The organism is Halobacillus litoralis (assembly GCF_020524085.2).
GTDB lineage: Bacteria > Bacillota > Bacilli > Bacillales > Halobacillaceae > Halobacillus > Halobacillus litoralis_E.
Genome location: NZ_CP129016.1, coordinates 2,473,349 through 2,488,644, shown reverse-complemented (window position 1 = coordinate 2,488,644; position 15,296 = coordinate 2,473,349). Strand labels below are relative to the sequence as shown.

The 15,296-nt window shown below is 43.9% G+C and carries 17 protein-coding genes; 1 reads left to right on the top strand and 16 read right to left on the bottom strand.

What is annotated here, in order from left to right; genetic code table 11:
• Window positions 1-5 precede the first annotated feature (5 nt).
• The gene (locus LC065_RS12625) at window positions 6-143 is read right to left on the bottom strand and encodes a hypothetical protein (RefSeq protein WP_226590540.1); all 138 of its coding nucleotides are present in this window, start codon (window positions 141-143) and stop codon (window positions 6-8) included.
• Window positions 144-336: 193 nt separating this feature from the next.
• A complete protein-coding gene (locus tag LC065_RS12620; RefSeq protein ID WP_226590542.1) occupies window positions 337-1,197 on the bottom strand; it encodes an AraC family transcriptional regulator in 861 nt (286 codons plus the stop codon).
• Between the two features lie 248 nt (window positions 1,198-1,445).
• Between LC065_RS12620 and LC065_RS12615 the strand changes: the two genes are divergently transcribed.
• On the top strand, window positions 1,446-2,015 hold the full coding sequence (locus LC065_RS12615; RefSeq protein ID WP_226590545.1) for a DJ-1/PfpI family protein: 570 nt from the start codon (window positions 1,446-1,448) through the stop codon (window positions 2,013-2,015).
• Between the two features lie 43 nt (window positions 2,016-2,058).
• Here the strand turns inward: LC065_RS12615 and LC065_RS12610 are convergent, their stop codons facing one another.
• The 14 genes from LC065_RS12610 to LC065_RS12545 form a co-directional block, all read right to left on the bottom strand.
• Window positions 2,059-2,925: a LysR family transcriptional regulator gene (locus LC065_RS12610; protein WP_226590548.1), complete on the bottom strand. Its 867-nt coding sequence runs from the start codon at window positions 2,923-2,925 to the stop codon at window positions 2,059-2,061.
• A gap of 4 nt (window positions 2,926-2,929) precedes the next feature.
• The gene (locus tag LC065_RS12605) at window positions 2,930-3,211 is read right to left on the bottom strand and encodes a putative quinol monooxygenase (RefSeq protein WP_226590550.1); all 282 of its coding nucleotides are present in this window, start codon (window positions 3,209-3,211) and stop codon (window positions 2,930-2,932) included.
• Between the two features lie 67 nt (window positions 3,212-3,278).
• Complete coding sequence (locus LC065_RS12600) at window positions 3,279-3,947, bottom strand: type 1 glutamine amidotransferase domain-containing protein (protein ID WP_226590552.1); 669 nt, start codon at window positions 3,945-3,947, stop codon at window positions 3,279-3,281.
• 160 nt (window positions 3,948-4,107) lie between these two features.
• On the bottom strand, window positions 4,108-4,452 hold the full coding sequence (locus tag LC065_RS12595) for a hypothetical protein (protein ID WP_226590555.1): 345 nt from the start codon (window positions 4,450-4,452) through the stop codon (window positions 4,108-4,110).
• Between the two features lie 189 nt (window positions 4,453-4,641).
• Entirely contained in the window at window positions 4,642-5,283 is a 642-nt protein-coding gene (locus LC065_RS12590; RefSeq protein WP_226590557.1) for a hypothetical protein, read from the bottom strand.
• A 303-nt stretch (window positions 5,284-5,586) separates the two neighbouring features.
• Window positions 5,587-7,170, bottom strand: coding sequence for a BCCT family transporter (locus LC065_RS12585; protein WP_226590559.1), 1,584 nt, complete (start codon window positions 7,168-7,170; stop codon window positions 5,587-5,589).
• A gap of 601 nt (window positions 7,171-7,771) precedes the next feature.
• Window positions 7,772-8,803 carry an HAAS signaling domain-containing protein gene (locus tag LC065_RS12580; protein WP_226590561.1) on the bottom strand — a complete coding sequence of 344 codons (1,032 nt, stop codon included), beginning with the start codon at window positions 8,801-8,803 and terminating at the stop codon, window positions 7,772-7,774.
• Window positions 8,790-9,134: a PadR family transcriptional regulator gene (locus LC065_RS12575; RefSeq protein ID WP_226590563.1), complete on the bottom strand. Its 345-nt coding sequence runs from the start codon at window positions 9,132-9,134 to the stop codon at window positions 8,790-8,792. Before LC065_RS12575 ends, LC065_RS12580 begins: the two co-directional genes overlap by 14 nt.
• A gap of 156 nt (window positions 9,135-9,290) precedes the next feature.
• On the bottom strand, window positions 9,291-10,235 hold the full coding sequence (locus tag LC065_RS12570) for a ribose-phosphate diphosphokinase (RefSeq protein ID WP_226590566.1): 945 nt from the start codon (window positions 10,233-10,235) through the stop codon (window positions 9,291-9,293).
• A gap of 92 nt (window positions 10,236-10,327) precedes the next feature.
• Window positions 10,328-11,098: a putative hydro-lyase gene (locus LC065_RS12565; RefSeq protein ID WP_226590568.1), complete on the bottom strand. Its 771-nt coding sequence runs from the start codon at window positions 11,096-11,098 to the stop codon at window positions 10,328-10,330.
• A 104-nt stretch (window positions 11,099-11,202) separates the two neighbouring features.
• Window positions 11,203-11,856, bottom strand: coding sequence for a DUF429 domain-containing protein (locus LC065_RS12560; protein ID WP_226590572.1), 654 nt, complete (start codon window positions 11,854-11,856; stop codon window positions 11,203-11,205).
• 382 nt (window positions 11,857-12,238) lie between these two features.
• Window positions 12,239-13,600 (bottom strand): copper amine oxidase, encoded by a 1,362-nt coding sequence (locus LC065_RS12555; protein WP_226591659.1) that lies wholly within the window; start codon window positions 13,598-13,600, stop codon window positions 12,239-12,241.
• Between the two features lie 196 nt (window positions 13,601-13,796).
• Window positions 13,797-14,339: an AAA family ATPase gene (locus LC065_RS12550; protein ID WP_371933332.1), complete on the bottom strand. Its 543-nt coding sequence runs from the start codon at window positions 14,337-14,339 to the stop codon at window positions 13,797-13,799.
• A 19-nt stretch (window positions 14,340-14,358) separates the two neighbouring features.
• Window positions 14,359-15,174, bottom strand: a complete 816-nt coding sequence (locus LC065_RS12545) for a lipid II flippase Amj family protein (protein ID WP_226590577.1) — start codon at window positions 15,172-15,174, stop codon at window positions 14,359-14,361.
• Window positions 15,175-15,296 lie beyond the last annotated feature (122 nt).

Genomic DNA, 15,296 nt, shown 5'->3' with positions numbered 1-15,296 from the left:
CCTCCTCAACGATACGGCTTGAACCAGTCTTCCTCATAAAGCCCAGGTAAATAAGCTTCTAATAGATTTCCATCCAAATCTCTAGCCTTTTTGATTTCTTTTACTCTCACATTAATTTGATAGACTCCTGTAAAAAAGCTCACGGTCTTTCCTTCCTCTCCAAAATGACCCTTTTAGGTTTCCGTGATCAGCAAAACAGCGAGAAACAGAAAAAATAATCTCACGACTTCCCCCCGTTTGATAGGATTAACACTCTTTATCTTCTACATTTTGGCAATAAAATCCTTTATTCTATAAGAAAAAGCACAATCCGACAAAGGACTGTGCTCTTCCTACTTATTTGACTGGAATCCATATTTCCGAGTAATAATCTTCACTGTTCGGGTTCCCATCGTGATAGACTTCGAGTTCTGGACCACCGGCATTTTCATAACCGCTCGATGGAAACCACTCCGAATAGATCTTCTTCCACGTTTCCTGCATGGCATGCGGCATGGAGCCATGAACACCGAAGATCGCCCACTTCGCTTTAGGAACCTCCATCATCTCCAAACCTTCCACTTCTCCACCCTCGTGAGCAGCTGCAATCCAGTAGTCAATGTGGTTCTTTTTCTCAGCCGTTTTGTCGACACAAATGCCCAGAAGACCTTTTACAGGACCATTGTTTTCTTTTAATAATTTCTGGTCTGTACCCTCTCCATTCACTTTTCCCCACAATTGAGGAATCCCTTTCAAATTCTCACCGTTTACACAAGAAAACTCTTCTTTCAAACCAACAGCCTGAAACGCATCTTTTTCCACCACTTCATACTCCATCGGATCAGCTCCTTTCAAATTCACCTGAATGACCAGGCGGTTGTATGCGGTCATCTTCCCTCGGTAACTTCGCGCTTCTCGTGGTGAGATGCCATGCTGCTTCCGGAACGCCCGGGAAAAAGACTCGGGAGTTTCATAGCCATACGAGTAAGCGACATCGATGATTTTACACTTCCCTTTTCTTAATTCCTGCGCTGCGAGCGTCAACCTCCGCCTGCGCAAATATTCCGCGACCGTCGTATCTCTAAGCAGGCTGAAAATGCGCTGGAAATGGAAGGGTGATGTATGAGCAGCCTGTGCGATTTCTTCCATGGTGATGTCTTCTAATAAGTGCTCTTCCATGAAGTCAATCGCCTTCTGCATCGACTGGATCCAAGTCATGGCGCCCCCTCCCTTACTTTCATTCTACCTATACCTTACCATGAAAACTTGACAGCGAGTGCTTCCTGTTGTCAGGTTTTCTTCATAATAAAAGTTATCTTCCACTAAGCCTTTTTAACTTTCTCTTGGAGTTTAACAAAACCAACGAACATGCCGATATGTTCGTTGAACTGCAAAAAAAATGTGGTTATCAATGATGAAAATAAGGGTACTACACCTTATGTAATTCTACTTTAGGAGGGTGAAAGATGACTGCAAAGAAAGTGTTGATCGTCACCGGAGATGCTGTCGAGGCTTTAGAAGTGTACTATCCTTATTTCCGCTGCTTGGAAGAAGGTTTTGATGTCGATATTGCCGCACCTCACCAGAAGAAACTGAATACGGTTATCCACGATTTTGAAGACTGGGAAACATACACTGAGAAAAAAGGATACATGATTGACTCAAACATGACTTTCGAACAAGTCGACCCGAATGATTATGATGCGCTGATCATTCCAGGAGGCCGCGCCCCTGAACATATCCGTATGCACGATGATCTTCCGGGAATCGTCAGCCATTTCTTCATCGCTGAAAAACCGATTGCCGTCATGTGCCATGGCAGCCTTGTTCTGACAACAATCGCTGATGTTGTAGAAGGACGTAAGATGACCGCCTATCATGCATGTCGACCTGAAGTAGAGAGTATCGGTGCCGAATACATGGATGAAATGAATTATGTCGATGACAACCTCATCTCTGGTCACGCATGGCCAGACCTGCCTTCGATTATGAAAGAGTTTGTGAAACAGGTAAAAGGAACAACCGTCAACTCATAACACACAAAGACCGTGTCTTCTCTACCATGAGGAGGACACGGTCTTATTTTTTCCACTGTTGAATCATGGTCTTGATATTCGGCTCATCACGCTGGTCGATCCGGTAAGCAGCGTAAAGAGCATTTTCTACAGATACTTCAGGAAAGAGGATCTGTACCTTCGTTTCTTTTACTGCTTCTTCAATCAAGTACAACGGCAGCACACTGATCCCCATCCCTTTTTCAATAGCCTTCAGAATCGACTGCAGGTTGGGGATGATATGTTTCGCTTTTACATCCGGCCGTTTGTTGAAATGTTCGCGCCAATACCGACGAATGATCGGAAGATCGAGTCCATAACTCAGCCAGGCCTGCTCGTGCAGCCAGGATTCGATGTCACTCCATTCTTCCTCAACCTTCATATTTTTTGGTGCCACGACAACGAATGTCTCCACTTCCAATTGGGTGTATTCAATTCCGGTAACTGTCTGTTTCTGCGGTGTCATGATTACATCAACTTCTTCGTTAATCAGTTGGTTCAGAAGCGTGGACGCCGTACCAAAGTGGACAAGGTACCGGATATCCAGAGACCTGACCTTCTCCAGAACTCTCCCTGTAAAAAACTCTACCGGTGAACCCAGCTTGAGGAGCGGCATCTCGGACGGATGGTTGGAGGTCTGTTTAATTTCCTGTGTCGTGCTTTCCAGGTTCTCAATGAGTGGCACAAGTTTCGTGTACAATTCCTTTCCTCGATCCGTGGGAACCATTTTTCTTGGTGCCCTATTAAAGAGCGGTTCTCCGACTTCTGACTCCAGTGCAGCTAAATGCTGGCTCATCGCTGGTTGAGTCATGAAGCGCGCTTTGGCAGCCGCGGACACGGAACCGTGCTTGTAAATACTGATGAAACTGCGATACCATTCAAAATCAATCATGGATTCATACTTTCCGCAGTTTATGAACCGAGCGTGATTCAGTTAGTTCGGCTGTCGCCTCGCGGTAAGCTTGATAATGACCTGATTCAACATGCGCTTTCAACGCCGTTTCATCTTCCCACGTTTCATAAAAAACAAAGGTCCCTTCATCGTCCAATGATTGGTGCAACGTATATTCCACACACCCCGTTTCTTTCCTTGAAGGTTCAACCACCTTTTTCAATTCCGTGAACAGAGCGTCTTCCTGTCCTTGTTTCGCTTGAATGATTGCATTGATCGTTATCATGGTTTCTCTCCTTTTCAGAACGAAAGAACCTGTAAGATGTTCATCTCACAGGCTCCTCCAAACTTCATTATTTTTCAAGCTGGTTGATGACTGCTTTGGCAACGCTGATGGTTGACTGAGGGTTCTGGCCTGTAATCAGGTGGCCGGATACTTGCACGTGGTCCGTCCAATTATCTTCACCGACGAAGTCTGCCCCAAGCTCACGCAGACGCGTTTCCAGCAGGAATGGCATGTGCGCATCCAACGTCGTTGCACGCTCCTCTTCATCTGTGAATGCCGTAACCGTTTGTCCTTTCACAATCGGTGAACCATCGGAAAGCGTCACACCCACAAGACCTGCCGGACCATGACAAACCGCTGCCACTACTTTGTCCGCTTCATAAAGGTCACGGATGGTTTCATGGAGCTTCTTGTTATCTGGAAGATCGAACATCGTTCCATGACCTCCCGGCAAGAAGATCGCATCAAACTTGGAAACGTCTTTGACGTCATCAATCTTCACGGTATCTTCCAAATACTTCGCCGTATCGAGAATTTCCTGAGGTGTTTCGCCACCTTCCAGACTACGATCATCCACCGGCGCTTTCCCACCTTTCGGGCTTGCGATAGTAATATCATACCCTTTATTCGCAAATTCTACATAAGCTTCCCCAAATTCAGAAAGCCAAAGACCCGTGTCCAACTCATCATTCATTTTATCCGCCGTCGTAACGACCATCAGTATATGATTACTCATTTTTTTCATTCCTCCTGAGAAAGTGAATTTATTTACGAGTCTAATTGTAGAACGGCGTCAGGTATAATACAAATTAGTAAATATAGTGTTATGTATAAATATATTTATACATAACTCCCATAAAAAAGAGAAGGCCTCTGCTGTCAGCCTTCTCTACACTTTATACTAATTGACGCTCATAGACGAGCTCTTCCGTATTCAAATCAATCGCATCCACTTTCATATTCAATACTTCTTCGGTTTGATTGTTTTTCGAACCCCAAAGGCGGATAAAGTTATTTGAGTTCGTATCCACGAAATTGACCTGGACCGTTCTGACTTCGCCTTCTGCCACCTGCTGATCCTGGATCCAGCATTCTTTGAACTCCATGGTGGCCTGACTTAGTATGTAGTCTTCCATCATTTTTTTGAGTTCAGGAAAGGCTAGTCCATCATTTTCTACGCAGACACGGTTGAAGTCTTTGTAATCTGTGATGTGAAAGGTTTGCTTGGTTTCTTTAGGCATTGTGATTCCTCCTGAGTAGGTTTTATAAAAACCATTTTCCCTAATAGGAAAAGGCAGAAACCTACTCTACGACATAGCGAAAACGCAAGTTAAGAACAAATCTCTTGAGAAAGAATAGGAAGGAATTTTGTGTAAGACACCTTAGTTAGGAGATCACTAATCCAGTTCTCATTCGGTGGAACCGAAACTTTAACGAATAATCAAATCCTTAATCGTTAAATCCAACAGGTCAATAGCACCTTTAACTCCACGGGAATATTCCTCCCATGATTCAGGTGGAAACCCACTTTCAAAGTTCCCCTCCAATACTGATACGGCAACATATATGTTTTCTAATTCTCTGTTCAAGTCCATGAGTTTTACAATCGTTTCTGGAAGCAGCTTACTAGAATCTATTTCTTCCAGAAAGTTAAGTTTTTCTGCCAACCTGTTTATTCTCCACTTAAACATGTCGCGCTCTATCTTATTCCACTCGAGTCCCTTTCCGGTCATTTGATGATTGTTTTCCAAAGAAATTCGAATGTCCTTTAAATTTGATTTGATCAAAAGAAATTTCGGATAGAGCATGAGAAGCGTCTTATGTTCATTCACTTCATCTTCTTGATGCTTATTTTTTGTTTGAACGTTTAAGGTTAGCAGAACACCTGCCAGAGTCATCAACCCTCCAATGATTCCACCAAGGTAACTACCGTAGAAAGCGATCCAGGTTTTTTCATCCCCGACAACTTTGAACCAACGAAACGTCATAAGCTGGTTGGTTAGGATAGGGAGAGCCAAAAGAATAATTCCAACTGTTACCCATAATATCATTCTTACTTTGTTAGAATTCATAATATTTATCACTTCCTTGTACCATATTCCAAAAGAAATGAAGATCGTTGAGGAAAATGGTCTACATTAGAAAAGTTGAAATAAACTCCTGATGAACAAACTTAAACAGAAAAAGGGTACTCCATTTCCTCTAATTATCGTATGTATATTAAATCTTCAGCAGACCTCAAACCTGACCGTGTAAAGGTCTGCTGAAGAGGTACATACACGTTACACAATCAATTGGAACAATCACGTTGAGCAGGATAGCAAAAAACCGCTATTCTATCTGTGACAAACGATAGAATAGCGGCTTGGCATTATTTATGATGTTTTACGTTCTTTTTCCTCAACAGAGACAGGTACACTTCTTTCCGTAATCAGCCCTTGTTCCTTCGCCATCCGCTTAGCCACTTTCGGTGCCAGCCAGACAGGTGGCAACAACAGTAGAGACACTGGAACAGCGGTAACTACGATGAAGTTTTGCAGGGTTTGAATACTGCTTTCTCCAATACCAAGAAGTGTTGCAGCAATTCCTCCAAATAACAGGGCCCAAAAGACGCGAAGGACACGTGGCGGATGGGTATCGCCTGTGATGGTAACTGCGACGGAATAGGACATCGAATCGGCTGTGGTTGCGACAAAGATGATTGTTACAATTAAGAACCCGGCGGCCATGACCATTCCGAATGGTACTTGTTCCATAATCGCCATGACGGCGGCAGGCATGCCTGTTTCATTCAAGGCTGTGGAAACAGCTCCTGGTGATTCCAATTCATAAAATAAACCAGATCCTCCGACAACGGCAAACCAGAAGTTACTTACGATTGGAGCGAGGATCGCTACGGCAAGAATCAGTTCACGAATCGTACGACCTCTGGAAATGCGGCTGATGAACATCGCCATCGCCGGTCCGAAACCGAGGAACCAGCCCCAGAAGAAGACGGTCCAATAACCGAGCCAGCCACTATCGCCCCTGTAAAGACTCATGCGCAGGAAGTTTTGAAGTTGAAATGCTTCTGCGGAGATGAATGAATCGATGATAAACATAGTTGGTCCTAGAATGAGCATGCCGATCATCAGAACCACGGCAAATCCTACGTTCAGACGACTGAGCAGTTGGATCCCTTTATCCACGCCTGAAGCTGCAGAAATGGCAGCAATCGTTACAAGGAAAATGATCACGAGTGACTGAGTGAACAGGGTATCCGGGATATTGAATAAATAATTGAGAGCATAACCGACTTGTAAGCCTAAGAAGCCGATTGGTCCAATGGTTCCAGCGGCTACGGCAATGACGGAAACAATATCTGCTGCAGCTCCCAAAACGCTTTTCTTATTGAAAATTTTCTCTCCTACCATCGGATACAAAATCGCCCGTGGTTTTAACGGATATCCTTTATGATAGTGCGCATACATCAGTACAATTGTAGCTACCGTACCTAAACATGCCCATGCGGTAAAGCCCCAGTGGAAAAAGCTTTGGGCTAAACCAGGGACCACGGCCTGTGCACTTGTCATCCCCTCATCCGCAAAAAGAGGTGGCGTCGTTAAGAAATGATAGATCGGTTCTCCGGCTGCCCAGAAAACGCCCCCACTTGCCAGTAATGTACAAAGAATCATAGAGACCCAGCGGAACCAGCCGTTTTCCGGTGAATCTTTTTTTCCTAATTTCACTTTTCCATATTTCGATAGGGCAAGCGCGACGCCGACTACGAATGTAGCAAGCAGCAGCAGTTGCCAAAAGGCACCAAAGAATGTAACAGAAAAGTCGAACGAGCTTGAGATCCATTCTCCCATCAGGTCTTTGTTTAATAGAGACAATAGTAAAAATAAGACGAGAAAGCCTCCGCTGATGCTGAATGTGATCCAGTCAATTCTCGTTCTCCTATTCGTTTTTTCGTTCATTATTTTCCTCCTAGGTTTTCTAACCTGTGATAGTTAATATATTTTTAAATCGATGACGAATATACAATGGCTTTGTTCTTTAGACGTTCAGAAAACGAATACTCCTCTTGTATTAAGACTTTTTTGAACACATAGGGACTAATTATAGAGATGTTCGTACAACTCGTCAAATCGAAGGAAGGTAAAGATTGATAGGATGTTAGAGCATTTGACAGCTGAGACACTCTAATTAACTGTGAGCGATTATTCTATGACGCGACACTCCTTCGTCCACACATTTTGCTGATTTTTCTAAGAAAATAATAAAAGAACATAGAAAAAAAGCAGCACATGTTCGAACATGTGCTGCTTGCATTTTAATACGTGATCACTCTCTACCGTGTTAGATTCCTGAACCTGCTTCCGTTTGACATTCAAAAATCAAAAGAATAATTCATGGCCAGAAAGTCACGTTCAATTTTTGGTGTTCCACCGTTCTCATTACATGATTACTGGCATTCTCAATCTCTTTGATATTAAAGTATGACTGCGTGCCAACTAAGGAAATACCCTTGACGATCGTTAACGTACATAATGCTAGTACCATCCATTTTGTTCTATCTTACTCGAATTCATGTTTTAACTTCGTCTTCCTTACGCCTCTTTTATACTTTATCCATCCATCCATGATGTTCCACACGGCGAAAATGATAAAGATCGCAGCTATCCTCCAAGCTAGGCCGCTCTCGACTTGTGCTGCATTCACCCCGAAAAGATCCGCGATATAGCCGATGAACGCTGGTTGAAACAGCCTTTCGTTCGTAATGATCCAAACGAAAATCCCTATGGATAGGAGTTCCTGAATGGTATTGAACCATACTACGCCTTTGGTCCATTCTTTTTTCAATAATTTATAAAGGGCCAAAGCGATCTCCAGGCCAATGACCAGGACGACTCCGGCCCAATAGCTGATCAGGACATCTTGATTAAGGGCCGGGGTGATGAAGGTGAGCCCTTCGCCTTGGTTTTCATAGATCCCTAGCAAATGGTCAGCGTGGAAGTAAACGGTGCCCCAGATCGCTGTCCAGAGAAAAGCACCATATACTTCCCATTGGGAGATCGCACGTTTCTTAGGGACATGAGCGACTTTTTTCAAATCTTCTGGTACCCATTTTTTACGTTGAGACCTTAGATCTTCGCCATCTATGCCGAGGTCCACACGCTCAAGGAGGGCGAAAATGATCGTAATCCAGAAAAAGACTTGGACGCCAACGGAAATTACTCGCCAGACGCCTTCCCCGACAATGGCGAGGATCATCATGATCAAGTTGCCTTCATCGACAGAACCCATGATATTCTCGGCGATAAGCGTGATTAAAGAAATCGTAATCGCAATCGGCAGGATCATTTTGATAAGAGAAATATAAGTATCATAATAGCGCGGCCCAATGAGATGCATGGGTCTTTCACTATATCCATGCGCAAGCTTTACAGGATCGCCCAATTCCTGAAGGGTATCTTTGACCTCCTCCTCTGTGGGGTTCTCCGGAAGCATATCCTCAATGGTCGACCGGATTTCAAGTAAGATGTCTTCCCGATTCTTTTCCGGAAGCCGGCGTTCAACTTCTTGTAAGTAGACATCAATCCATCTCATTGTTCTCCTCCTCCAATAAACGGAACAATTCATTTGTGGCTTTTTTCCATTCTTCCTTCAATATCTGAAAAACACCTTCCCCGTAATCACTCAACACATAATATTTCCGGGGGCGAGACTCTGATGTATCCCAACTGCTCGTGACCAGGTCCTTTTTTTCCAACCTGCGAAGCAAAGGGTACAGCGTACTTTGTTCGATGGTGATGCCTGAATCTTCTAATCGTTTAACGAGAGAGTACCCATATTGCGGGGTACGGAGCTGACTTAAAACCGCTAACGTCAGATTCCCCCTCCGCTGTTCGGTCAGCAATGAGTTCAGTAGTTGACTCAAAATCTTCACTCCTCTTCATACTGTACGACAAACACTATCTACACTTAGTATATGTCATACAGTATTGTATGTGCAACTGTATTTTCATAGATCTAGAATGATTGTTCACATAAAAAAAGAACCTCTTCGGAAAGAGGTTCTTTCAAATACTAGATATTAATCGAACAAGACACTCACGGAATGCTCGTGCTGGACGCGCAGCAGCGCATCGGACAACAATGGCGCGACAGAAAGAACGGTCATCTTATCAATCTGTTTTTCTTCAGGCTGGAAGATGGAGTTCGTAATCACTAATTCCTTAATCGGCGACTGTTCGATTTTTATAACAGCCGGATCGGATAACACCGCGTGCGTACCGCAGGCATAAATATCACTGACGCCATTCTCATAGAGAATATCGGCAGCCACAGTAACGGTATCGGCTGTATCCATCATATCATCAACGATGATGACGTTCTTCCCTTCGACTTCTCCGACGACGTCACGGACTTCAGGTTCTCCGGGCTCCGCTTTTCGTTTATCGATGAACGCGAGTGGAGCATCAAGGATGTTCGCCATTTTCCTTACACGGTTCAAGCCGCTTGTATTAGGAGCGACGACCACGAGGTCTTTGATGTCTTTCGTTCTGAAGTACTCCCCTAGAATCGGAATTCCCTGCAGCTGATCAACAGGAATATTGAAGAAACCCTGAATCTGTGGGGCATGCAAGTCCAAGGAGATGACTCTGTCAGCTCCTGCTTTTTCCAGAAGGTTGGCAATCAATTTCGCCGTGATCGGTTCACGGGCACGGGCTTTGCGGTCCTGTCGTGCATAGCCATAATAAGGAATGACGACATTAATCGTTTTGGCAGAAGCTCGCTTCAACGCATCGACCATGATCAACATCTCCATCACATGCTCATTGACGGGTTGGGATGTGGACTGAATCAGGTAGATATCGTCACCGCGGACACTTTCTTCAATATTAATTTGAACTTCTCCGTCGCTGAAACGGACAACTTTACTTTTCCCTAAAGGAACTTCGAGAATTTCTGATATTTCTTGAGCCAATGGTTCATTGGAGTTTAATGTAAAAAGCTTCATCTGAGATTGTGTATCCATATGTATCGCTCCTGTTTTTGTAAAGGTTTTGTTAAGAAAAACTTATCACTACAGGGGCTTTGTTGCAAGTTCGGAATCTCGTTTGGTAAGAGTTACCCATTTTCATAATTCGGATCCAACTGATCGGTAATCAACATATGGCCGGGGGCATGGGTAATCATAATGGAAGGCTTCGCTTGGAGGGCAGCATTTTGTGGGGTTACACCACATGCCCAAAACACAGGCGTCGCTTCTGCAGAATCAAAATTGACCGCTTCCCCGTAATCCGGATTCTGTATATCCTTGATGCCGATTTCTTCTGGAGATCCGATATGGACAGGACTGCCGTGAGACTGTTCAAACCGATCGGAAATGGCAAGTGCCTGATCAACTAAATGGTTAGGGACCGCCCGCATACTGACGACCATGTTCCCTTTAAAAATACCAGCTGTCTCTAACGGGATCGTTGTATCGAACATCGGCACGACTTTTTTCTGCTCCTGGTGGAACAACGGAATCCCACCATCAAGGAGCGCTTTTTCAAAAGTGAAGCTGCACCCGATCAGGAATGTCACAAAATCATCCTGCCACACGTCTGATATATTCAGGACTTCTTCCGAAAACTTCCCTTCTCGATAAACCCGATAACGTGGCAAGTCAGTTCTTATATCTGCGTCCGCCACTTTGGGTGTGGTCTGCCCCGCTTCCATCACTTCGACCAAAGGACAAGGCTTCGGATTCCGCATGCAGAATAACAAGAAATCGAAGGCATATTCTTGCGGCAGTGTCACCATATTGGTCTGAATATATCCTTCGCATAAACCGGAAGTTGTACCGGTGTTTTCTTCCTTTCGAATGGCTCTTCTTTCATTATAGGTTTCCATAATGATCTAGTCCCCTTCCTTATCTAACCGTCTATTTCGTATATACCATTAAGTTGTAATTTACATAACTTATTACCTGAAATCTTCAAAGAGGAATTTTCAAATCAACAACAAAAATCATAAGGGTGAAGAGGTAAGGCAGCTTTATAAAGCCATGCGGGTTCGTAGTCAGGATCCTGCCAGTGCCAGGCAGCAAGAGCAGCAGCACAAGCATCGATGGTATGGGATTCCTCGGCCATTGCTTTCGGGATACGGATTAATTGCTGTGTTTCAAACCATTCCCTAATCCTCTTACGAATGGAGAGCTCTTTCTTGTAGTGAAGGACATCGTCAACTGTTTCCATTCTTGCTCCAAGGGCAGCACCAGGATGAACTTCCACGAGATGAATCTCATATTGCGTGCAAAGGCGTTCGATTTCCCTCGTGATGCGGATCCCTCTCAACGATAAGTATACCATGCGCATCATCGTCGGCGGCATGATAGAGGCCCCTTTCATACCCAGACCAGTTACAAATGACCTTAAGTCTCGATCACTTTCCCTGTCTCCTCCACCGTCTTCATAGGATAATGGAGCGTCTATGCCGATGGTGACAGAATCTGTATTTGCTAGAGATTCAATATATGTAATTAAAGCATGGTCATTTATAGACGTTTCATGGTGTTCATAATAGAGTTTGTCTCTCTGCTTCTTAAAATGAACAAGTACCGTGTCCTTACTGTTACTGGGCCCCGATAAATCAATCCCTAAGTATTGCATCTCCATCCCTCCTTCAGCGTCTACCTATAAATCTAACATATAATACTTCAGCCGTATGATAAGCTGATTTTTTGATCTATATTTATGGAGAGTTGGCTAACCATTATTCGGCCATCATATCATTATTTCCTGAGTTACATCAGCATTTCCAAATATATATTCATTCAACAATTAAGCTTGTAAAAGGCAAAAATTAAAAATAAAAACAGGCATCTACTCTAGTAGATGCCTGTTTATCCAGGGTTCCTATCATCTTATGGTCGGCATAATCGACCACCCGTTCATCATGCGGTCCATGCTTCTTTATTAAATTCCCCTGTGCTAGAGATTTAAGATGGAAATATCCGTATGACCTGTTGTGGTAAATTTTAGGTGTTATTCATTATGCATTATTTTTGCTTTTGCGTACGCCGATGACTGCGGCGAATAGGACGGCTGCCATGCTTGCGAAGGCGATCATCCAAGCGTTCAATCCGTTATCTGCTGTTCCACCAAGACCTGTATCTGGCATTTCAGAAGGCATGTCGGAGGCAAACATGTCAGGGTTTTGGGCGACGATGGCCCCAGACAGTCCTTCACCTACTCCATACATGTGAGCATAAGCTTCACGAAGCTGGTCATAGGCACCATCGAAGTCACCATCTACATAACTATCAAAAGACCCCGTCAATTGGTTCACGTGCATTTGCAGACCTTCAGCTGTAGCTTCTGCTTCTAATCCACCTTCTGTCGCCGTATCAAGAAATTTGGAGAAGTCTGCTCGGTAACCGTCCAAAGCAGTCAGCGCTTGTTCTTTCGCTTCTTCATCTCCTGCCCCTGTCGCTTCTACGTAGTCCACGAAGTAACCGATATGCTCAGACCACATGTCTTCAAACTGTTGTCCAGCTTCGTCACCATAAACAGAAGTAATGGCCGCTGTCAGATCTTCTGTATTGTTGCTGAGCGCAGCTGCGGCATTTTCAAAGTCTTCCGCACCATCTCCACCTTTTTGCATCGCAAGGACGGCAAGTGCTGCATGTTCAGATAGCAAATGGTTCAAGTCTGCACGAAGGTCTGCAGCCGGTGTCGCTGGATTCGTGTTTTCGAATTTATCCGGGAATTGGTCGGTAATCGCTGTTGATAGACCTTTTCCGACCCCATACATATGGTCGATACTCATGCGGAGTTTTTGATAAGCTTCATCGAAGTCGCCTTCTTCATAATTGTCAAAAGCACCGATGAGTTGATTCACGTGCATTTGAAGACCCTCAGCTAGTGCGGAGGCTTCCAATCGTTCATCCGTAGCTGTTTCCAAGAACATGGAGAAATCTTCACGATAGTTGTCCAAGTTGTTCAACGCTTCTTCACGTCCTGCTTCATCTTCTTCAGCTGTCGCTTTGACGTAATCAACAAAATATCCGATATGTTCAGACCACATCGATTCGAACTGCTGCCCCGCTTCATCTCCATACACAGAAGCAATCGCTGCGGTCAAATCTTGTGTATTTTCTTCAAGGGCAGCCGCTGCTGCATCAAAATCATCAGCACCCTCAATTCCTTTCTGCATCGTTACAACGGCAAGATAGGCGTGCTCGGAAAGCGACTGATCAAGTGTTGCTCTTAGATCAGCTGCGGGAGTCGATACCGTTACATCTGACATTTTTTCATTGTGATCACCATGATCATCTGCAAATGTAACCGTGGCTGTCGGCAACATAAGCGCTGCGGACATAGGCAAAGCGATCAAAGACTTTTTCCAGTTGATTTGTTTTTTCATTTCCAACCACTCCTCTTAATTTTGATTTCACTAAGCTAACGGGAAGAGATTCATTTTGGATCACAAAAAAACAAAAAAAGTTTCAAAAAAGGCTAAAACCCCTGTCATACCAACAAATATTTTTTCAAAAAAAAGAAAACCACCTTGTTACAGTGGTTTTCAATAGGTCATTTTAAAACCTGCCTCACTCTTTCTCTGCTGGCATTGTCGTTCGCAGGGAATATATTCTCTGGTTCAACTCTTTGATCGTGCTCACCTTCATTACCTTATCTTGAACTTCCTTAAATGCTTCAAAGAAATGTGGCTTCCCGTTTTCTTCAAAGTACTTATTCCATTTGAACATTTTTAGAAAAATCCGGAAGGTGGGAGTATAATGAGCCTTTTCCAACCGTAACTTTTGTAAAATAAACCGTTTGATGATTCGGTACGTTCGGACGGAGTAGTTGGTATCAAGGAAGATGATGACATCCGCGTGACGGAAACTTTCTTCCACCCACCACTCATTGTGGACACCTTCCATGATCCATCCTTCCATTCCGACAATCTGCTTCAAGTATTCGGCCCTCTCCTCTTCTGTTCTTCGAATATCGCCAGTCTGTTGCCTTTCCCAAACGACATTATCCAACTCAAAATAGGGAAGGTCCAATTCCCTGGATAATTTTTTTGCGAGAGTCGTCTTCCCACTCGCAACAGAACCGATGATATGTATTTTCTTTATGTCTCCCACCAAACTCCCCCTTTTACATTTACACGATGAACTTTGTGAACCAGGCAATGTACTTCGCACCTGGTATGAAAACGAGTTGAGCCAACAGCGTGCCGAAAAGTCTTGAGGTGATCATCATAAGCGATACATTTTTGAGTTTACTATAATCGCCTTTTTTATTGATGACATCATCTGACATGACTGAGATCTTAGGATCTACGAATACGACCAATAGAATGGTAGCTATCCCATTGATCAACCCAGACGCCATGATGGCTGTGGATGCCCTCTCTGGTACCAATAGAGCTGCATATAGGGCTGATAAAACCCCCACTGTATAAATCGATGTCACGAGCATATTGATAAAAAACAACCGTTTCGGGATATGTTCTAAAGAAAATCCTTTCAGGTACCTTTTCTTAGGAAGATGGATCAGGTGGAGCCCTCTCTTTATGTATTCAATGGTAAACAGCATTCGAAACAAGGATGGGATCGACCCGCCTTTTTCTGATAACCGAATGATTGAACGGGAGAACAAGGCGACAAAGGTCGGAAGTAGTATCATTCCTATAATTGTACCTACCGTGGAAGCTCCCAGGATGGCCCTGTATTGACTCTCAACAAATGAAAGAGGATCTACCGACGGAGCTGTGTCAATTAAACTACCCGTAAATGGCTGCTGCATCATATTCGCCATCCTTGAGACGATGACCATCAAATTGAACAGCGATAAAGCGGAAGCGATCAAACCTACTCTAGCCCCCGACAACCGTACGGCATAGGCCAGTGTTTCAATGGTATGGATCACCAAAATGAATAAAGCAATATAAAGGACTTTTTCTGTTAAGAATTCCATACAACTACTCACGACCCTTACATATGAGACTCTTCCCTATCCTAAAAGGAAGAATTGTATTTAGGTTTCTACTCTGGCAAATACATTCATAACCTTTACCTGCGCACCCTAGTGCTGAGATT